We start from the raw sequence: 20,638 nt of genomic DNA, 5'->3' as shown, positions 1-20,638 counted from the left end.
CCGTATCCTCGCGACCATTGGACAAACGTGCTTTTTTTTCCTTGTCCACATTTATACCTTACCAAAATCTATTAATTTGCATTTAATGAACGATACCAATATCAAGGAGGTTTTGGAGATGGGAAATAGAAGACCTACGGGTTACGATCCTGTTCAGATATTTAACTCCACATCGTTTAATGCGTTTGGAAAAGTTGAATATGCATCCATCTTTTGTAGTGACGACAATTATGCGGTTCAGCGTGACGAGACTTGGACAGCTTCTAGCCGCGGAGTTTGCTTGGTGACTAGAATCACCGCAACGGTTAGAACACCGAGTGGAAATATTGAAGCGGAGCCGTATACTTCTTCCGGCACATCTTTCAGCAAGTTTGCCATTATACAGGTAGGGGTAAATAAGTTCCAAGTGACGCGTGTTGTAAGTACAAGTAGACGCAAGTAAAATCCCAATCGGGGCATGATCAAAAATAGGTTATAAAAATGAAAAGACGACAAGCCAAGGATAAAAGGCTGGTCGTCTTTTTTTCGCTCTAATGTTTCTTATACCATGATATTCTGCGCTGCATCGAGGAATCTTTCAAGAGCCGAAAAGGGCGCAAGTCCGGTTGATAATTGCCTTCAATGATCCAAATTCGATGCTTTCTGTCGATGCCTATATCGAACCCGACTTGTCTAAGCTTGGGGTAACGCTCTCCAAGTCTTTTGGCAGCCAATAGTGCGATCCGTTCCGCTTTGAAAAGCAAGCTCCGATCTCCGATTCGGGCTAATTTTAGCGCCTCAAGCACTGGAATGGTGCGGCTAGTCACATTTGTGACTAGATATCCTTGCGCCGCTACTTTTGCGTATGAGCCTGTCACGTTCCAGGGGGATGAAGAGCCTTTTTTCCGCTGAGTTATTATGCGAATATCGAATGGCTTGTGCCCAATTTGAGCAAGCTGCAGACGTCTTTGGACAATATATCCATGAGCACTGTTTTTTTTACGGAGCCATTTGAGTATTTTATCAGTGTCTCTCATGGTAACTGCATTCTGTTCGTTATGAATACGATAGGTATTCGTACCGTTCCGTTTGATGAACACGATATCCCTTCCGTAACTCCCGTTGCGAGGTTTCAGTACGACGCTTTGATATTGAAGCAGCATTTTCGATAAGGTTTTCTTCTTAAGTAACTGTGTTTGTGGCAACCGTCCGGCGAGAGAGGACCTGCTGCGAAAGATGCAATATTGCAACCATTTGTCTCTTTTGATTAACATTATAATCACAGCCTTTTTCAATCTTATACGGTAATTCTAAGTCAAATTAGTGATCAGCATAAGTGACGATTCGTCCATATTTATGAACTGAAGCAGGTAAAGAAGGCTTTTGAACCCGCACCGCCTATCATTTCTGTTTTCTCCGCTTTGCGTAGTAGAATGGTGGGGATAAGGAATGATATTATAAATAATGACAAGTTTTGTTGGAAATAATGTTATAAAAGGAGAGATGGACATGTCTTATATCGTTGATTTTAAAAATGTGTCTACGGTTGGTTTAGAGTCTTCACCTGTAGCAGAAGCGCTTGCTGGTTTGCGCGCTAATGAAGCCCGTTACTTTATGAATAAATACAAACATGAATTTACGGTTGTGCCAGCTAGACAAAGTCAGGATACACTTGATTATGTGAACCAAGTTTTGAAAGAGCGTGATATTGCGTTTGCGGCCAAGCCTTTAGAAACGTCGCGTTTTCAAGTGGAGAATATTAAATTTGCTTACGTATTTTATGAAGACGGTCTTGGAATCAATGTCATGTATACGGTCGATGACGCTAAGAAGCGGGCCGTTGGCTTTAAGCTCTCTGAGGGGATGGAAGTACCAAACGAGTTAGAAGGAAAATTTAAGTTTGCGAGGCAGAAGTCTAAACTAGCTGGAACAATCCGAGGTTCGTTTTTTGTAATTAAAAAAGAATATTAAATAAGCAACAGCGAAAATTTGGACTGTAGAGGGCTTGAGGCCTGTAAACTCGAATCGTAATAAGAATGTTTAGCCCTTAATTAACTTAAGGGCTTTTTTATATGCAGAAAACAACAACGTTTTCCATATCATGGTATAATTTTGCTAATAGTCCTTATGTATTTTAATGATAAGGAACAATAATATCCTAGGAGTGTTGCATGGAATTATACAAGCTTTTGTCTGAGCTTCTATCACGAATAGAAGAAAATGTTTCTGGTACTAGGGAGGCAGAATATCTGGTCGATCTCCCGATTTCCATTGTTCATTTGCGTCGACTCTTCAAGTTCGCTTTCGGCGTGCCGCTACAAAGCTATATCCGCTCTCGAAAGCTTGCCGCGAGCTTGGAGCATTTGATGCTTACCGAGAAACGAATTCTCGACATTGCAATCGAATGTGGTTATGAACATGAGCAAACCTACATACGCGCGTTTAAACGCGAATATGGGCTTACGCCTGGCGAATGCAGACATTCCGGAAGAAACATTCATATAACAGCTCCACTTCATCTATTTCCGAAAAACAATGTTTGCGGAAACTTGGTATACGGGCCGAATATGGTCATGATGCCATCGTTTCATTTAATTGGGCAAATGTATCGAATTGAAATTGCTGAAGCGCCGACAAAAGCGCCCGAGGCTGCTAAGCAGTTTTGGTGGAACAATCGGCATAAAGTGCCAAATCCAGTAGAACCCAATATTTATTATGGTCTAACAAAGACACTTGATCCATCACTTAGTTGGACGCACTATCTACCGTCTATACGCGTACAGAATCTGAACGATATTCCTGACGGCTTTTCAGGTGACACCGTCCCTGCTTCCTTATGCGTCGGTTTTCGTTATATAGGGAACCATCATTATGAGGAGATTAGTGAACTGCGCGCAGAGGCGCTATATCATGCTATCGATAGGCTTGCAAAGGAGAACGAAGGGAAATATGAGCTTCTGGATCGCGAATTTTTCGTAGAAAAAATCGACACGGATGCATACGATGGCGAGTACTGTCAGATGGAATGGTTTGCGCCCATCAGAGTAAAATGATCAAAAAAGTCCATTGAGCGTGCCGCTATTGTGGTACGTTCTTTTTATAGAGTAAGAAAAAATAAATGTTTGTGCGGAAAGGAACTTGTATGAATTATAACGAGGTTGTTTCAATCGGTGATACCTATTTGCTTACAGTAGTATCGGAGCTGTTCGGATTAGAAGGCTATGAAATTCAGCTGATTCCGGCACATGCTGGAGGAAGGAATGTCGTATATACCTGTGTGAAAGAGGGCGCCGACGCCAAAATACTTAGAATCGCTTTTTTACCTGACAGGAGCCGGGAAGATTTTCTGGGAGAAGTTGAGTATGTTAGATATTTATTCGAGCATGGGGGAAGTGTCTCAAATGTAATCAGCTCCCAGAAGGGGAATCTGCTGGAGGAGATTACACATAATAACCACACCTTTTTTGTCTGTCTGTTTGAAAAGGCTAAGGGAAAAATGCTTGTAGAAAATAATTATCAGTACCGAGAAGGAGCTCCAATTACCGAATATTATTATAATTGCGGCAAAGTTCTGGGAAAACTGCATCAAATATCAAAAAGGTATATGCCTGTCCATCGCCGGCATAGTTTTTTTGACAAATACAATGCTGAATATATTGATAAACGGATACCAGACTCCTTACCTCTGCTTAAAGAGAAGCTGGTAGAGCTCCTTAATACCTTAAAAGGATTAGACAGCAACCAGGATACTTTCGGAATGCTCCATTTTGATTACAACGATGGGAATTATTCCATCGATTTTGATACCGGACAAATAACCGTATATGATTTCGATAATTCATGTTTCGGTTGGTATATGTTTGACTTGGCAGGCCTTTGGACAAGCGGAGTGGGCTGGATACAATTTGAGCCAGACGCCGGTAAACGTAAAAAGTTTATGGATGATTATTTTGAAACAGTCCTCGCAGGATACAGATCCGAGACCAAGCTCGAAGATTCGACGTTGGATAAGGTGCCTTTATTTATCAAAGCAAATCTCTTGGAAAATATTATTGACGCATTCGAGGTCATGCAGAACAACGGTGAGGAACCAAAGTGTGATGAGGAGCTGTCGTATCTTATAAAATGTTTGGAAGACGATATCCCGTACAAAGGGTTTTTTCATGAAATGTACTCTTGCGAAGCACCCTTTGAGTATGAGGAACGAAATATTTAGTTTTTACAAAGTGAAATGAGGTTCAATTACGCGATGAAAAGAGGCTGCCACTATGGCAAAATGGGATAACATGCTGTCTATGCTGTGGATGCTGCGATCCGGAAGGAAGCTCACCGCCGCGCAGATTGCAGACAGTTTGGAGATCAGCGTCCGCACCGTGTACCGGTATATCGACGCACTATGCGCCAGCGGAGTGCCGGTCGTCGCGGAATCGGGCCATGACGGCGGCATTCGCATTATGGAAAGCTTCAAGGAGACACCATTGTTCTTCAATCCCTTAGAGCTGAAGGCGCTTGTAGACGCGTTTAAATTTACGCAAGGCGCTGGCTATCCGTATACAGAACAGCTGGAAAGCGCGTTGAAGAAGGTGGAGAACGGGCTGCACGAAGATCAGCTTCACGATCTAACCCGTCAGACGAGCGGCATGGATGTGATTGCTCCGTCGCGTCCACCTTCCGTCGTTCCGTTGTTGCGAGACCTGGAGCAGGCGGCGGATGACGGACAAACAATGCGCATCACCTATCGCAAACCAAATACGGAACAGGCCGACGAACGTAACATCGATCCCTACGGGCTGGCTTATGTCCGAAACGAATGGTACGCTGTCGCGTTCTGCCATCGGTCGCAAGCGGCTCGGACGTTCCGCGTGGATCGTATCGCACGGCTGGAGCCGACCGATATGCGGTTCGAAAAACCGGAGCACTTCTCTGCGTCCGCCTATTTCCATGACCAGTCCAAGCGGGAACGAGAAGCGGACGGACCGTTGACAGTCATTCGCATCGAGGGGGACCCCGTCACGTTGAACGCAGTTTGCGGCCACTGGCATATGCGCCACTATTTGACGGAACGGACCGACCGAGAGGCGCAGTTCCTGCTCGATACCCCAACAATGAACAAGTACCTTCCAATGTATTTGATGACGTTCGGCACGGCCATTCGCATCCGGGAACCGCTGGATCTGAAATATCGCATTCAGGAATTAGCGATAGGAATCGCAAATCATTATGCAGACGATTCCAATTGTACTTCGCTGACAACAGTTGTCAGCGAACCCGGTGTATGATAGTGGAAAGGCTGCAGCAGCCAAACGACGATGAATAAAGGAAGGTGGATTTATCCATGCTTAAACAATCTCATCAATTGTACGATTATCACGTTTGGGCGAACGAGCGTTTATTCGGACATCTAGAGCAGCTTCCGAAGAATGTGTTCCATGCGGAAGTAACGAGCGTTTTCCCGTCCGTGTCACAAACGTTCGGGCATATGTACTTGTTCGAACAGCTTTATCTGTGTGTGCTCGCGGGAGTTCCGAACGAGAACATTTTTCCGAGGATGTCGGTCTGGGCGGAGCAAGCGCAAGGCAAAACAGTGGACGAGACACGGCAGCTGTTCGCCGGCGTCGCCGAACAGTACCGAGATTTGCTGCAGCGAACGCCAGACCCGGACAAGGAGATGACAATCGAGCATCCGAACTACGGTCGTCTCAATACGCGGTTCTCTGAGATTCTGCAGCATGTGGTCAATCACGGGACGTATCATCGGGGCAATGTGACTGCGATGCTGAGGCAGCAAGGATATGCGGGGTTCCCGACCGATTATTTGTTTTATTTGCTGAACCAACAGGAAAGTCAGAAGTAAATCGAGCGGAACGAGCAGCGGCGATATTCGTTTGAAGCAGGGCGAAAATTAAAAAAACACTCAAAAATACGCTTGGAACCCCAAGCGTATTTTTCTATTACAATTGCATAAAATAGCGCCGCGGCGGAGTTTTCGCCATTAGACAAAATAATAACATGTGTTTAAAATCAGCGACGCAAAAAAGATTGGGAGAGAAATACAATTCCACTTGCACCTTACGTAACGTAATGTTTTACAATAGAGCTACCGGTATATAGCTAGCGCCAAAGATCGGAGATGGTTAATGAAGAAACATTGGAAGGTCGGGGACCTCGCCAACCTGACGGGGCTGACCGTAAGAACACTGCGCTTTTATGATCAAATCGGTTTGTTATCGCCATCCGACCAGACAGAATCGGGTCATCGGCTATATAGTGAATCGAACTTATCACGCTTGCACCAGATATTATCGCTTAAGGAGCTGGGGTTATCTCTCGAGGAGATTAAGCTGGCCTTAAGTGGCGGGCAGATCAGCCCGCTTGAGATCGTCAATCTGCAGATTAATCAAATCAAAGAACAGATCAAACGACAGCAGAAACTATTGGAGCAGCTCAGACATGTATCCAAGCTAATGCAAGGTCAAGCGGAATTAACAGTTGAAGATTTCACGAGCCTTCTGCAAGCGATGAAAATGGAATTCGAGAAACCGGTCATTGAACGGCAAACGAGTTGGGAGCTACATTTGAACCTGTTAGGGGACTTTCTTGCCAAAGAGAGCGGAAGTCCAGAACATAAGGAGGAAAATCAATGAACGAACGATTTGTCAAACATGGAACTTTTGTCGTCGAGCGGACTTATGCTGCTTCACCGGAGAGGGTTTATCACGCATGGGCCGATCCAATTGCCAAAGCGAAGTGGTTTTCGAAGCCAGAGATCTTCGATTTTCAGGTCGGCGGGCGTGAGTACAGCAGCGGCGGGCCGCCGGAAGGGCCGGTCTTTACCTTCGATGCCTACTATCAGGAGCTTGTTCCAGAGCAGCGCATTGTTTACACGTACACGCTGGATTCAGGAAGCACGCGCATCTCCGTCTCGATTACAACGATAGAGCTTATTAAAGTGGAGGACGGTACAAAGCTTATTTTCACGGAGCAAGGTGCGTTCTTTGACGGACACGATACGCTAGAAATACGGGAGCATGGTACAAACATCATGTTGGACGCACTTGGAAAAACAGTAGACGGGGAGTAGGAACATGACAAAAGTTGAAAATGAACTTATGACTACTCGCGAATACAATTTCCCGCGGGAGCTCGTGTTTCGAGCTTGGACAACCCCCGATTTGATAGCCCAGTGGTGGGGGCCGCAAGGCTTCACGAATACGAATCAAGTGTGTGATATCAGGCCGGGAGGCACATGGCGGTTCATCATGCATGGACCGGATGGAGTGGATTATCCTAACCATAACGTCTTTGTTGAAATCGTACCGTCAGAGCGGATTGTGATTGATCATGTGTCCGGTCACGAATTTCGGATAACGGCTACCTTCGAGAGCATTGAAGGCAGCACCAGAGTCACCTTCCGTCAACGTTTCAAGGATAAAGAAGAGTTTGAAAAATCTAAGCCAATCTGCATAGAAGCTAATGAGCAGTTGCTTGACCGGCTTGGCAAGGTGCTGGCGGAATTGGTCTATTAAAGGACTGCCACTTACGTGATGACTCCAAAATTGTTGCCGTTCACGTTCTCTGATGGGAATCGGACGGCGATTTTTACGTAAGGAGGATGACCGACTCTGGCATGGTAACATTGACGAGCCGAGCGTCTGCTTGATTAGCGTCGAACCCGACAAAGCACCAGCATTAACCTAGAGTTTCCCCAGCATCATTCACGGCTTCAAGAACTTAGTACTTCTGGACGAGGAAGGCCAACCGCAAAGATTTGTTGAATCCGTGCTCCTCCAATTATTAGCAGATACATCTGTCAAATTGAATGAGGAGATTATTGGAAAAATAAATTTAATCTTTGTCTCGAAATGAATGGATAAAGCTCTTGCAAAATGAAGTAAGAATTCATTAGAACACTAACAAAGGAGCATGCTGCGGCTGCTCCTTTTATAATTTTCGACGATTGATCCGTTAAGCTGAGCTGTGCTCTAAGTAGGTCGAATTTCTATGTTTCATGGTAGGTGGCCAATAGAAGTCGAGTATAGAGGAAAACAAAGATTCTCCAAGATATTTTCCACTGCGGTCGTGCGTATAAATTTCAACAGTTTATCAACTGTTTGATGGTCCTGCATTTCTCGTGCTGATGCGGAAGAGGGATGAATTTTTGTGCTTCCGGGCAAGTTAGAGAGAAAATATCGAGGGGAGTGTTGTATGATGGCAAGAAGAAGGAGAAAATATGCGGTGCCTGGGGTTGAACAGGGGATGCAAGCTTTCAAAGCAGATGTAATGAAACGCGAAGGCTATGCCGTGAATCCGAATCAACCGGACGACGTAAAATACGAAGTGGCGAAGGAGCTTGGAGTGCCTTTGCATCCAGGAAACAATGGTCATTTGACTACGGAATCAGTGGGCCATGTCGGTGGTAAAATTGGCGGTTCCATGGTTCGGGAAATGATCCGTCTCGCCCAAGAGCAGATTGCGAACAGGGAGCAGTCCTGAAGAATTATGAGTGCATGGATACACGGCTGCCGGGTTGGGAACTAGAATGATAAAAAAGGCACCCATTGGTTGCCTTTTTTCAAAAAAAAATAAGTGATACAGCGAACAGTGCTTAGATATAATTGACGTTCGTTGCATGCTTTTCCTCTAAGGGCATCCAGCCAACCGCAATCTCCAAGTGACAGATAATTCGGTTCTATAAAAGAGATTGCTCCATGTTTAGTTGCTCATTGGCCTCCAATGAGAGAGATGGCTGCAAAGTAACAGGCGAGGGGAAGACTCACCCTCGCCTGTTAAAGAACCTATCAAATGACCTCGCGTGTTACTACTAGCAGGCCAATAAAGAATTGTCTAGCCAGGATTCTCCGGTTTACTCCGGTGTCCCTTGAGTTACCCCATGAATATAGGTGAGCCAAGGAGTGTCCAGCGCGCCTTGCCCTGGATTATAGGTAAAGAAGTATTCGACGGTATCCCCAGACTGCAGGTTGTTTACAGGGTAAGTATAGTTGCCGTTTCCTGCTGAGGTCATAGCTACGTTTTGCTGTGCACCGTTATTTATCTTATAGTGCAAATCGGCAAAGGTTGCGCCATTTACATAAAACGTCAAGTTATTGCCCGCTTTTTTCAGGCCCCGCACCGCATCGCCAATGACGATAACGGTTGATGGCGCAGGTACAACCGTGATGGTAGAGCTGGCTGTTTTGTTGCCGTCAGCCGTTGTTGCCGTAACCGTTGTTGTTCCTGGAGCGAGCCCTGTCACCACACCGTTCTGATTTACGGAAGCGATGCTGGCGCCCGAAACGCTCCAAGTGACCTGTTTATTTGTTGCATTAGAGGGTGCAACAGTGGCGTTTAACTGTACACTCTGTCCTACTTGCAGCTGTGCAGCGCTCTGGTTTAAAGTTACACCGGTAACAGGCACGTTCGTAGGATTTTGGCCACCGTTTTCTTTATAAACCCGCACATAATCCACCAGCATCGTCGCAGGAATATCAGATGGACTTGGTGCTAAACCGCCATCAAAATGACCGCCGATCGCGAGATTCATAATGATGTAGAAAGGCTGGTCGAATGGAGCGTTCGGATTGTTCGGTGCAGCTACGGAGTACCATTGGTCTCTGGAGACCTTAAAGAAGAATTCCCCATCCACGTACCATTTAATGTTATCCTCTTCCCAGATCATCGTATACACATGATAATCATTGGCAAAGGTTTGCCCTTCCGAGAAATGATATTCCCCAGCAATATATCGATTCACTGGCCATTGTCCGCCAAAGTGCACGGCGCCGCTAGTTGTGCCTGGCAAGCGTCCTTTGGCTTCCATAATATCGATTTCACCGGATGCTGCCCATGCGCCATAAGCCGAATCTTCTGGAAGCATCCAGAGCGCAGGCCATACACCATTGCCTGTAGGCAGCTTCGCGCGAATATCCACTCTGCCGTACTGGAAGGATAGATGATCTTTGGTATTTATTTTGCCTGAGGAATATAGAGCATACCGGCTTGGATCCTGCGGGAACGATTTTGGATCGTTCAACGCCCGGATATTCAGCTTGCCGTCCTGTACAAATACATTTTGTGTACTATTGGTATAGTGCTCCAGCTCTGCATTGCCCCAGCCCCAGCTATTGGGATCGTTACCGATATAATAGCCAGTTTCATAGTTCCATTTGTTCGTATCGAGCACTGTACCGCTAAATTCATCCTGCCAGATGAGATTCATGCCGACAATGGCTGGGTCGCTTGGCGTTCCGATTGCCACATCGTCATGATCGGATACATCTGGACGGGGAGCATCCGGATTCCCAATAAAGGTATAGTTAACGAAGTTGCTGCCAACACTTCCGCCTGCCTGCCCATTCAATGGGTAGCCGATTCGAATTTGCATATTCACCTGGATTGGCTGGAACCAAAGGCCATAGATATAGTCGGCCCAATATCCCCACTGATTGGCATCGGACATGTTATTGTAACCATTACCGGAATATGAGAATCCGCTCTGGCTGGAGTTCGCCATATCCACCCATTGCCCGTTGATGTTAATTTGGTAGACGAATTTTCCAAGCTCAGTGCCTATTGGCGCGCCACCATCAATTTTTGGCAGCGGTATGCCTATGACGCCTTTCGAATCTGCTGTAAAGGTTGTTCCATCGTAGGGAGTAATGACATATGAATTTCGAACGGGTTGATTAAAGGTTATCGTATAAATGACGTTAGCCGAAGAGGTTTTTGATTCAAGTTTTACGTTAATAGACTCTGTTACCGTAAACCAGAAGCCGCCGCCTCCTTCGGTGAATTGGCCAAAGTTGCTATCATAGATCCAACCGCTGGCAGCATTATTGTTGATATCAATCCAAGTACTGCTGTTTACGGGTTTTACAAACACCTTCAAATCATCCGCTACGGCCTCATAAATAATGGCTGGATTATTGTTGAAGGTAGGATAAGTAAAGCCTGCACCTCCTGTAAAGCCTGCTGTAATTTGTGGCCCTTGGGTAGGGGTCATAGCCGTAATCGTTGTTTTGTTTATATTTTGAAACAAAAGCGTGTAGTTAAGGGTCGTTCCATTAGCTTTAGAATACAGCTGAATTTCTGTTGTTGCGGAGAGAGTGAACCAGTAGCCATACGTACCGCTGTCGTTCCAATGCCCCCAGTTTTGGTTATAGACGTAGCCGCTGGCACTGTCAATATTGACCCAGTTGCCCCCTACTTTCACATTTACGCCTACGTCATCGGAAACATCGTTCCATGTGGCGGAGCCCCCGTTAAATATAGGCATAACAAAACCGTAGCTCGCTTGCCCAACCCCTGATTTTGAAATGACAGGTCCATCTGCTGCTGAAAAGTAAGCCATAGAGGTAACGGTGGTGCCTGCTGCATCGACGGTTTGAATTTTCGAAAATGGCAATAGCCCGACGCTCGCCATCATCGCTACCGCCAAGAACAAGCTCAGTACCTTCTGTTTAAACCGTTTCTGTGAATGGTGAAGTACCTTCATTATTGTCCTCCTTCAATAAAATATGGTTACCCCTGCGGCTCCTTTTATTTTGAGGCAATTGATTGTGTAAGTTCTCGGAGGAAACCGCTTACATTGGAGTGCACCTTTATTCTATCGAATACAATTAACAGCTGGAAAGGTCCATTTGTTTTTGTTATGACCCAATTTTTTGGATTTTGATTATTTTTGAAGGCTCATAGTGCTTTGCCCTGATATTTTCCTTCTCTTTCAAGCTTTCGCCGCATCAGCTGCCGGTACTCCGTGGGCTGCATATTCATAACATCGCGAAATGCCCTTGTAAAGCTTTTGTAGCTTTCATACCCAACCATGGTGGCTACCTCGATAATTTTATGATCGGTTTCGGCTAGCAAGCGGCGGGCCTTATCTAGTCGCACATCGCGCAGGTATTCTGCAAAGCCTTTGCCAATATTCTTTTTAAACAGGTTGGAAAAATAGGCGTAATTAAGCGACACGTGGTTAGATACCATCGCTAGATCCAGCGGCTTATGATAACATTCGTGTATAAAACGAATGGCTTCATTTAAGTCCTGCGTTTTGCGATAGCTGCACTTGTAATCATAATAAAACTGATTCAGCCGAAGCAGCTGCTGCTGCAGCGCCTGAATATAATCTCGAATGCCCGGATAATCGAATAGATTCCGCAAGCATTCGATATCAAGTGCCTCTTCCCCCATGTAGGGACGGATCACCCGCTCATACTCCTCGAGCATCTGCACCGTTGCGCTGCATAACTGCTGCGTGTACCGTATATGGTAACGCTGCAGCACATTTTTGTGGAATAGCGTAGAAATGCCTTGGGCAATCTTCCCGCTGTTTTTGGTGCCAATAAGCTGAAACAGGGCATATAGATCTTCATAGGGAATTTCCCATTGCGACTCCAGCCTCTCCATATGCGCGGGTAGGATGCACCTCTTATCAGGGAATAAGTAGCTATGGCGATATAGTTCAAGCACCTGTGTATAGCTGCCGGGAAGCCCTTTTAAGCCTTGCTGAGGTCCAGTCATAGCGGCTGTGGCATCAATCTGACTTGCCTTAAGTGCAGCAGGCAAAGCATTCTTATCTGTGGCCGCATCAACCGCAAGAATCAGGTATGGGCGGTGCTGCAGGCATATATATCCCTGGCTGCCATAGACACGGTAAGCAATAGATTCGATGCTATGGGCACTGTCTGCCCCCGGTTGGTTAATCCACAACTCTTCCCGCAGCAAGCACAGACGGTAATTATGCCAAAGTTTTGGGTTTTGCTGCTGAATCTGCCGAATCCATGCTTCATCGTTCACTGCGCCTTGCATAAACATGCAAAGCTCTTTACGGTCTGTCTCCTCTGCGCGGCGGGACATATGCTCCATATTGCGGGAAAGGGCTTGCCGCGCCTTTATTTCCTGACCAATATGCTCTACTGCGGTAAGCAGATCCTCCCGTTTTACCGGCTTGAGCAGGTAGCCTTTTGCCCCAAGCCCAATGGCTTTCTGGGCATAAGCAAAATCACTATAGCCGCTAATTATGAGGTAATCCACATTGAGGTGCTCTTCTTTTGTTTGCTCCATTAGCGCCAGTCCGTCCATATCCGGCATCATAATATCGGTAATCACCAGATGAATGTTATGCTGACGCAATAAGTGCAGCGCCTCAATTCCGTTAGCGGCACAATAAATAGCATCAAGCTGCAGTGGAAATTGGCGCAGCATGGCCTGCAGGCCATCGCGTATGTGCTTTTGATCATCTACAATTAGAATATTGATCATGCCCTACCATCCTCCAAGATTCACATTTTCCCAAGGCAAACGTAAGGTTACACAGGTATAAGCGCCCTGCACACTGTCAATTGAAAGACCGCAGCCCTTGCCATAATGAAGCTGCAGGCGCTTATGCACGTTTTCGAGGCCGAGGCCGTTTTTGCTGGTCACAATTGGCGTATCTGAATCGCCGCTCAGCACAGCTTGCAGGCTAGCCAGCATCTTCGGATCAACACCCGCACCGTCATCGCGTATCTCAATTCGTAATAGGCTGTCATTCTCGACTTGTACGGTCATTTGTATGTGTACACTGCCGCCTAAAGGTGCCGCATGATGAACCGCATTTTCAACGATGGGCTGCATGCACATTTTAGGAATAGCATAGTGAAGCACCTCCTGCGGGAGATCCGCCGTCAATACGATGCTGCCGCCCTCCATAAAGTTAATGAATTTGATATAGCTTTCGATGTTGGCGAGCTCCTCACTGAGGGCAACGGTGTCGCTTCGCCACTGCATGCTGTAGCGGAGCTGTGAGCCTAACGATACGAGCGCATCGGCGATTGCAGGCTGCTGCTGAACCTCCGCCAGCATCCGAATGGATTCCAGCGCGTTATACAAGAAGTGTGAATTGATCTGCGAATGGAGCGAGTGCAGCTGTGCGTTTTTGGCAATGAGCTGCTTATCCACCACCTGCGTCATCAGACGACTAATTTCGTCCAGCATTTTGTTGTAGCTGATGGCTACTTCATCGATTTCATCACCGGTCTCGTGTTCATCTAGGCCGATATTAATCTTCGCATCCAATTGGCCTTTCCGCACCTGACGCATAGAAGATAATACGCTGTCCAATCGGCGGAAAATACGCCGTGTCGTATGCGAAACGAGCAGCATAATCAGCAGCAGCACACATAAAGCAATCACTACCACAAAGGCATACCAGCTGCGCGGACCCTTCATCAGTGCTTGATGGGAAGCAATATCCACAACATAAGCGTTCAGTGGAGCAATATAACGATAAAGCGCGTAGTAGGTTTGATCTCCTACTTGGACCTTCATGGGGCTATCCTGTTGAAGTACGTCCAGCTGCCGGTGAATGCTGCTAAGGATACTGTTCAGCCCCTCCCCAGCGGTTTGAGAAAATAGATGCTGCGGATTGTATATATTTTTTGAAGGGTTGGTTCCGTCCATGACAACCGAGAAGAAGTCCCCTCCTCTCTCCTCCAGCAGGTCGTTGAAAAATACGCTGTGCTCGGCACGAATTTCCATAATGGTAGGAAACTTGTTCTGTTGACCCTGAAGCCGTACCAATCGATAATAGGCTAGCGTATGCTCGCCATCCTTAAAAGCAAACAGACGGTATGCTGCGCCGCCTTCATCTCGAAGGGTCTCCCAATAATCCTGCGGCCAAAACTTGTCATAATGATAGATTTCGGGCCAAATTTCGAACAGGTTAGGGTTATCGACATAAAAGCTGAGCTCACTGATCATCTCATGGCTTTCAATAATATTATGCATCTGCTCAAATTGATTTTGTTTAAATTTTACGAGGCGGAGGCCATCCCCGCGCATATTGGAGTGGATAAAATCCACGAATGCCTTTTGAGTCAGCGCTGTCGAGGAAGCGTTTTCAAACATGTCCATTTTGCTGCGCAGCTGTTCGTTCAGCCGTGCGACATGGCTGCTGCCGGTGGCCATAGCGTCTTTGTATAACTGGGCTTCCTGTATACGGATAAATAAAAAGGACACCAAAATGGCAGGGATCGCAATGACTAGGCTAAAGGCTAGAAACAGCTTTTGGGATATGCGGGCATTGCGGTAAAGCTTTCTCATTTTGGTCAGCATATACTTCATTTAACGGCCCTCCCTACCTCCGTAATATACCATATATTACAAACCGGCTGGTAGGTAACAAGGCGTTACTTACAAATGTGTAAGTAAAGTCGGAAATACCGGCCACCATTTCAGCAGCCGGCAGTAAATAGGATATAGGTGTAATTACTCCGCCATTTTTGCTTTTCGTACATCCAGCTCGGCTTGGCGATATTCCATCACCTTGTCGAAACCGTAACTCACGCGGCGGGCAAGAAAATTATCAAAGATTTTATCAAAGGCTGCTTCATCCTTAGCCGTAATCAGCTCAGGCAGCACTTCCTCCCAATTTTGAGAGATGCGTGACCAGGCTACCGCTACTTCAGAATCACCCAGTGGATCTAGACCTTTGTAGATGCCGCTGTCAATATCGGCTTGCCCATTGGCGAAGTCCTCCATTTGCTTAATGACAGGAGCTTTCTCCGGTCTCCATTGGTTGATAATAACAGGGTTCCGCATCATCCAGTAGGTATCCATAATGCCGTATTCCTTTTCAAACTTTTCAATATCAGTTTCAAGCAATTTCACCATTTCAGCCTTCAGCTGAGGCTTGCCGCTCACCATTTCCCACGTCTCGCCTTCCTTGCCAAGGAATAAATCTCGTTGGCCTTCTTCGCTGGCCAGATACGTGAGGAAGCGGATAGCACGTTCAGGATTTTTAGTCGATTTGCTGATCATTGTAACCATCCAGCCGTCCATGTTGCCAGGGAACAGCTTTGCAGAATCACCCTTGCTGTTCTGCGGTCCATCTACTGCAATGTAGTTGGAATCCGGGTTCCCGCTAGCGGCCAGCATCGGATTGACAGCCGTCATTCCCGTCCACTCGCGAATCATCATGAAGTAGCGGGCGTTGTTCGTTTTTTCCTCTACTTGCGTATCGGAGTCCACTAGGAAATCTACATTAATCAGTCCGCGCTCGTATGCTGTGCGGAAGGTTTTCAGCCAAGTGAGGTAATCTGGATCGGTAATGCGGTCGTAGACTTTGCCGTCTTTTTCATGCGGAACAGCGAGTAGATTTTGCAGGTATTCACTCATCCCATAAGGAACATTCCCCTGTGCAAAGAAGGGACTAATCGGTTGGCCTTTATACTCGGGATACTTATCCTTAAGCAGCTGCAGTGCATTTAGAAAACCCTCCGGCGTGCTCAAATCTGGTTTGCCCATCTCCTCATACAGATCTTTTCTCACCAAAAAGGTTTGGTTGGCGGCTGTCATGCCTGTTTCATGCATGAGATTAGGGCTATAGGAGTCATTCGGAATGCCATACGTATTGCCATTTTCTTGACGATACCACTTCAGTGTGCCGTCTCCCGCGACCTTGAAGAAGTAGGGATCATACTGCTCTGCCAATTCATTTAAAGCATATACATGGTCGCCTTCCCATAGTTTCTTGACAGCGTTTTCCCAAGAGCCCATAGAAATTAAGTCTGGCAGCTTGCCAGAGGTCATCATCAAGGTAATATGCTCGTTCGCTTCGCCAGAAGGTACTTCGAGCTTAATATTGACGCCTGTTTTTTCGGTTACGTACTTGGAAGTCAAGCTCTCTCCCCAGCTGTGGGCATACCAGGATGCACCTACGAACCACGAGAGTTCGACTGGGCTGGTATCCAGCTGCCAAGCAGGCTGTTCAGGGCTTGGCGTTGATTCGCCTTGTGGCTGCTCGGTACTTTCCGCAGGCGTTGAAGTCGGCTTGTTTTCGTTATTCTCCGATTTGGTACATGCGGCCAAGCCTAATGTAAGAATTACGGCTAAAACGATTACCATGCTTAGCTTGATGAGGTTGTGCTTCATGACATGAACACCCTTTCTTTACTGTTTTTTTATAGGTCCCACACGTCTCGCTAACGGTCGCTTAGAGAAACGTACAGCACTTACCCTTTAATCGCGCCAATCATTACGCCTTTGACCAGATAGCGCTGAATAAAGGGATAGAACACGAGAATTGGCAGCGTTGCCACCATCATCGATGCAAATTTGATGGAGTTGCCAGGCAGTCTTGCGCCGAATTGAGCCATGGCTTGCTGCTGCATGAAGGACATGGAGTTCTCCGCAATGATTTTGTACAGTATGGTTTGCATAGGCAGCTGATCCTGCGAGCGGATGTAGATTACGCCTTGGTAATAATCATTCCAGTGATAGACGGCTGAGAAAAGCGATATGGTAGCCAGTACGGCCATGCTGTTAGGCAATACGATTCGAAACAGAACGCCATAATCGGACGCGCCGTCTACCTTTGCGGATTCCTCTAAGCTGTCGGGAATGGTGCGGAAGAAGCTCATGAATATAACCATATTGAAAAAAGTGTACATAGCCGGGATGATGAATACCCAAAAGCTGTCGTAAAGGCCTAGCTTTGTCATCAGAATAAAGGAAGGGATTAAGCCGCCTGAAAACAACATCGTAATCAAGGCGATTTTGAGATAGATTTTGCGGCCGATTAAGTTGGATTTGCTCATTCCATAAGCCACAATGGCGGTAAATAACACATGTACCGCTGTTCCTATCACCGTGCGCAGCGTAGTGATGTAGAAGCCGTGCATTAGACTTTTATCATTGAATACAACACTGTAGCTGGCTAGTGAAAATTCCTTTGGAAACCAGTTTACGGTGCCAAGCATGGCTTGCTCCGGCGCATTAAGCGAATTTATAAATACAAACCACATCGGGTACAGCGTTATGAAGCAAACTGCCAGCATCAGCAGCGCATTGCACACCTCAAATACGCCAATTCGCCGCAATCTTCTGCGTCTTTCCATGTACCTGCCCTCTCTTTCTTAAAAAATGCTGTCGCCAGTTAATTTCTTGGATGTGTAATTGGCTAAAAATAATAGTCCTAACGCCACAATGGAGCGGACAAACAAGACGGCTGTTGAGAAGGAATGGCGCCCAGATACCAAGCCCATATTATAGATGTATAAATCCAGGCTTTCGGCCATCTTCATGTTCATGTTGTTCTTCAACATAAAGATCTGTTCAAAGTTGCTGCCGAGTATCCCGCTGACAGCGAGGATGAACAAAATAGCGATGGTAGGACGTATGCTCTGAATGGTAATATGCCACATCCGCTGCCAACGGTTGGCGCCATCGAGCTCCGCTGCTTCGTATAGCCCTGGATCAATGCCAGCGATTGCAGCGATATAAATGATGGCACTCCAGCCCGTTTCCTTCAGCGTATCGGAGAAATAGGTAATCCACCAAAAATACTTAGCGTCACTATTAAACAGAATTTCGCGATCCTGCAGTCCGAGCGCCATCATCAGTTGGTTGATGACACCGCCCTCGCCCAGCCAATTGAGCATAATGCCGCCAAAAATGGTCCAGGCAATAAAGTGCGGCAGGTATGAAATGGTTTGGACTGTGCGCTTAAATCGAATCGTCCGTATTTCATTAAGCATCAGGGCGAAAAAGATGGGAATGGGAAAGCCTAGCAGCAGCTTGATGCTGCTCATCCCTAGAGTATTGCGGATCGAGCGCCAAAAACGGTCATCCGTAATAAAATCTTGAAAGTGTTTCAGCCCTACAAAGGGTGATTGCAGCATGGGCTTGGCGATACTGAAGTCCATAAATGCAATAATCAGCCAAAACATTGGAATATAACAAAAGATGAACATCCATATAATGCCTGGGATTACCATGCTTTGCAATTGCCACTGCCTAAAAAAAGTTTTTATTTGTCCCGTCCTGTATTGAAACATGTTCTGCGCCCCCTTCCTTTTCATCGTATGAAAATAGACCTAGGAAAAAAAGGCCATGATTTTTGACCCTATCCCATTTTTTTGGATTTGTTTGACTGGGCGTCAAAATTAAGTATGCTGTGAATAAATGAAGGGAGTGTGCATGGGATGGGCAAGCTTTTATGGGAGCAGGATTTTTTAAATAGAAACACCGATTTGAGCGCATGGAACATTCGCCTTGGCAACGATTTGCTTGATAACGATGGCAAACCAATAGATCCGGGCTGGGGCAATGGGGAACAGCAGTTTTATACCGAACATGCTAGCAATCTATATATCGATGAATTGGGGCTAAACCTATGCGCGCGACGTGAAGCCATTGAAAAAGACGGTCGGCAATTTGCGTACACCTCGGCCCGTATAGATACAAAAGACCACCTCTCCTTTTGCTATGGAAAGCTTATCGTTCGCGCAAAGCTGCCAGTGGGACAGGGGTTATGGCCTGCCATATGGCTGCTCCCGCAGCATCAGGCTTACGGTCCTTGGCCTGCCTCTGGCGAGATTGACATTATGGAAGCTAAAGGCCGCTTGCCGAGGCAAGTATCCGGAACGCTGCACTACGGGAAGGATTGGGACCATAAGGTTACCGATGAGTTCTCCTACCAGCTTGAACAGGGAACCATTAACGAATTCCGTGATTATTCATTGGAATGGGATGCTGGCTCCATAAGGTGGCTGGTAGATGGGCATTGCTTCGCCGAGCGCCCTATGGAGCCGGGCATTATGCCCTTTGACGAGCCTTTTTATTTGGTGCTTAACCTTGCTGTTGGGGGCTGGTATGACAATGTGGCGGTGGATGAAACAGCGCTGCCAGCGGTCATGACAGTTTCAAACATATGGTTATATCAAAGTTGAAAAAATAGCTGCTTGGGGTCGTTTTTGGGGGAAGAAGAGTAGACGGAGTTACAACTGTAAAGCCAAGAATAATAGGGCATACCCGTATTGGGGATGCCCTATTTTCACTATAGTCTGGATGGGGGGAACCTTATTGGCGTATACTTTGAACGGTTTGAATTCAGCAAAGACGCATTCTCATTCGTTTAAAGTGTCAGCCCACCATCGACCAGTACGATGGAGCCCGTCATGTAGCTGGAGCGATCGGAAGCAAGGAATGTGACGACCTCCGCCAGCTCGTCCGGCTTAGCATAGCGGCCCATACGCATATTTCCGACTTCCTCTGGCACATATCCACCGGACATGAAAGCCTGTTCTACGCTCTTCGTCAGAGCCGTTTCCACACCACCTGGACAAATGCCGTTGATACGGATACCTTTTTTCACATACTCGATTGCCGCACCTTTCGTCAGGCCGACAACCGCATGCTTGCTTGCGGAATAAGCGGATGCGCTGTGCTCACTTTTGACCCCAGCTGTCGAAGCGGTATTAATGATCGTTCCGCTTTCTTGCTCCTCCATTACCTTTAATACATATTTCATGCCGAGGAAGACGCCCCGGACATTAACGTTCATAATTCGGTCGAACTCGTTCTCATCAATATCCGCGAGCTTCGAGAACTTCTGTACAACGCCGGCATTGTTGAAGAAAATATCGATACGCCCGTAAGTATCGACGGCTGCTTTTACATAACGCTGAACATCCTCGCTTTTTGACACGTCGGCCGGTACGAAGATGGCTTCGCCGCCCTGTTCCTGAATCATTCGAACCGTCTCTTGACCGGATTCCTGATTAAAATCAACAGCGACAATCGTTGCGCCGTTGCTGGCCATTTTCAAGCTGCTTGCACGGCCGATGCCGCTCCCTGCTCCAGTAACGATAGCTATTTTATTTTCCAACATATGAGTTCATCC

19 protein-coding genes and 1 pseudogene are annotated in these 20,638 nt (G+C 46.6%); 12 read left to right on the top strand and 8 right to left on the bottom strand.

Translation table 11 applies throughout. The annotated features are described in order from the left end of the window. The first annotated feature begins 118 nt into the window (after window positions 1-118). Window positions 119-442 (top strand): hypothetical protein, encoded by a 324-nt coding sequence (locus AC1DM9_RS16820; RefSeq protein WP_076266536.1) that lies wholly within the window; start codon window positions 119-121, stop codon window positions 440-442. Between the two features lie 88 nt (window positions 443-530). Here the strand turns inward: AC1DM9_RS16820 and AC1DM9_RS16815 are convergent, their stop codons facing one another. Further along, complete coding sequence (locus AC1DM9_RS16815; protein WP_477581159.1) at window positions 531-1,253, bottom strand: YheC/YheD family protein; 723 nt, start codon at window positions 1,251-1,253, stop codon at window positions 531-533. Window positions 1,254-1,488: 235 nt separating this feature from the next. Here AC1DM9_RS16815 and AC1DM9_RS16810 point away from each other — a divergent pair, with 235 nt between their 5' ends. From AC1DM9_RS16810 to AC1DM9_RS16765, 10 genes and pseudogenes are all read left to right on the top strand, one after another. Beyond that, a complete protein-coding gene (locus tag AC1DM9_RS16810) occupies window positions 1,489-1,950 on the top strand; it encodes a phage tail protein (protein ID WP_477581157.1) in 462 nt (153 codons plus the stop codon). Window positions 1,951-2,150: 200 nt separating this feature from the next. Beyond that, the gene (locus AC1DM9_RS16805; protein ID WP_477581155.1) at window positions 2,151-3,032 is read left to right on the top strand and encodes a helix-turn-helix domain-containing protein; all 882 of its coding nucleotides are present in this window, start codon (window positions 2,151-2,153) and stop codon (window positions 3,030-3,032) included. Between the two features lie 65 nt (window positions 3,033-3,097). Further along, window positions 3,098-4,195, top strand: a complete 1,098-nt coding sequence (locus AC1DM9_RS16800; RefSeq protein WP_477581153.1) for a phosphotransferase enzyme family protein — start codon at window positions 3,098-3,100, stop codon at window positions 4,193-4,195. Window positions 4,196-4,247: 52 nt separating this feature from the next. Continuing rightward, a complete protein-coding gene (locus tag AC1DM9_RS16795) occupies window positions 4,248-5,258 on the top strand; it encodes a helix-turn-helix transcriptional regulator (protein ID WP_477581151.1) in 1,011 nt (336 codons plus the stop codon). Between the two features lie 56 nt (window positions 5,259-5,314). Beyond that, window positions 5,315-5,833 (top strand): DinB family protein, encoded by a 519-nt coding sequence (locus AC1DM9_RS16790; RefSeq protein ID WP_441878184.1) that lies wholly within the window; start codon window positions 5,315-5,317, stop codon window positions 5,831-5,833. Window positions 5,834-6,116: 283 nt separating this feature from the next. Beyond that, window positions 6,117-6,623, top strand: a complete 507-nt coding sequence (locus AC1DM9_RS16785; protein WP_477581149.1) for a MerR family transcriptional regulator — start codon at window positions 6,117-6,119, stop codon at window positions 6,621-6,623. After that, window positions 6,620-7,060 carry an SRPBCC family protein gene (locus AC1DM9_RS16780; protein ID WP_430056348.1) on the top strand — a complete coding sequence of 147 codons (441 nt, stop codon included), beginning with the start codon at window positions 6,620-6,622 and terminating at the stop codon, window positions 7,058-7,060. Before AC1DM9_RS16785 ends, AC1DM9_RS16780 begins: the two co-directional genes overlap by 4 nt. Window positions 7,061-7,064: 4 nt before the next feature. After that, entirely contained in the window at window positions 7,065-7,505 is a 441-nt protein-coding gene (locus tag AC1DM9_RS16775; protein WP_477581147.1) for an SRPBCC family protein, read from the top strand. Window positions 7,506-7,614: 109 nt separating this feature from the next. Continuing rightward, window positions 7,615-7,746, top strand: a pseudogene (locus AC1DM9_RS16770) (tryptophan synthase subunit beta); the annotation flags it as partial. 438 nt (window positions 7,747-8,184) lie between these two features. Continuing rightward, the gene (locus tag AC1DM9_RS16765; protein ID WP_430056352.1) at window positions 8,185-8,472 is read left to right on the top strand and encodes an alpha/beta-type small acid-soluble spore protein; all 288 of its coding nucleotides are present in this window, start codon (window positions 8,185-8,187) and stop codon (window positions 8,470-8,472) included. 370 nt (window positions 8,473-8,842) lie between these two features. On the opposite strand, the gene AC1DM9_RS16760 is transcribed toward AC1DM9_RS16765, so the two are convergent. The 6 genes from AC1DM9_RS16760 to AC1DM9_RS16735 form a co-directional block, all read right to left on the bottom strand. Then, complete coding sequence (locus AC1DM9_RS16760; RefSeq protein WP_477581144.1) at window positions 8,843-11,470, bottom strand: family 16 glycosylhydrolase; 2,628 nt, start codon at window positions 11,468-11,470, stop codon at window positions 8,843-8,845. A gap of 194 nt (window positions 11,471-11,664) precedes the next feature. Then, window positions 11,665-13,236, bottom strand: coding sequence for a response regulator transcription factor (locus AC1DM9_RS16755; protein ID WP_477581142.1), 1,572 nt, complete (start codon window positions 13,234-13,236; stop codon window positions 11,665-11,667). A 3-nt stretch (window positions 13,237-13,239) separates the two neighbouring features. After that, window positions 13,240-15,078, bottom strand: coding sequence for a sensor histidine kinase (locus AC1DM9_RS16750; protein ID WP_477581140.1), 1,839 nt, complete (start codon window positions 15,076-15,078; stop codon window positions 13,240-13,242). Between the two features lie 144 nt (window positions 15,079-15,222). Continuing rightward, window positions 15,223-16,887: an extracellular solute-binding protein gene (locus tag AC1DM9_RS16745; protein ID WP_477581138.1), complete on the bottom strand. Its 1,665-nt coding sequence runs from the start codon at window positions 16,885-16,887 to the stop codon at window positions 15,223-15,225. 80 nt (window positions 16,888-16,967) lie between these two features. Then, window positions 16,968-17,852 carry a carbohydrate ABC transporter permease gene (locus tag AC1DM9_RS16740; RefSeq protein ID WP_076266517.1) on the bottom strand — a complete coding sequence of 295 codons (885 nt, stop codon included), beginning with the start codon at window positions 17,850-17,852 and terminating at the stop codon, window positions 16,968-16,970. A gap of 18 nt (window positions 17,853-17,870) precedes the next feature. Next, window positions 17,871-18,791, bottom strand: a complete 921-nt coding sequence (locus AC1DM9_RS16735; protein ID WP_141500841.1) for an ABC transporter permease — start codon at window positions 18,789-18,791, stop codon at window positions 17,871-17,873. A 147-nt stretch (window positions 18,792-18,938) separates the two neighbouring features. On the opposite strand from AC1DM9_RS16735, the gene AC1DM9_RS16730 reads away from it, so the two are divergent. Then, entirely contained in the window at window positions 18,939-19,685 is a 747-nt protein-coding gene (locus AC1DM9_RS16730; RefSeq protein WP_441878203.1) for a glycoside hydrolase family 16 protein, read from the top strand. Between the two features lie 185 nt (window positions 19,686-19,870). On the opposite strand, the gene AC1DM9_RS16725 is transcribed toward AC1DM9_RS16730, so the two are convergent. Further along, on the bottom strand, window positions 19,871-20,626 hold the full coding sequence (locus tag AC1DM9_RS16725; RefSeq protein ID WP_076266514.1) for an SDR family NAD(P)-dependent oxidoreductase: 756 nt from the start codon (window positions 20,624-20,626) through the stop codon (window positions 19,871-19,873). Window positions 20,627-20,638: the final 12 nt, after the last annotated feature.

The organism is Paenibacillus sp. 01T431 (assembly GCF_056398625.1).
The sequence above is the reverse complement of the archived record's forward strand: the minus strand, read 5'-3'. Positions and strand labels throughout refer to the sequence as shown.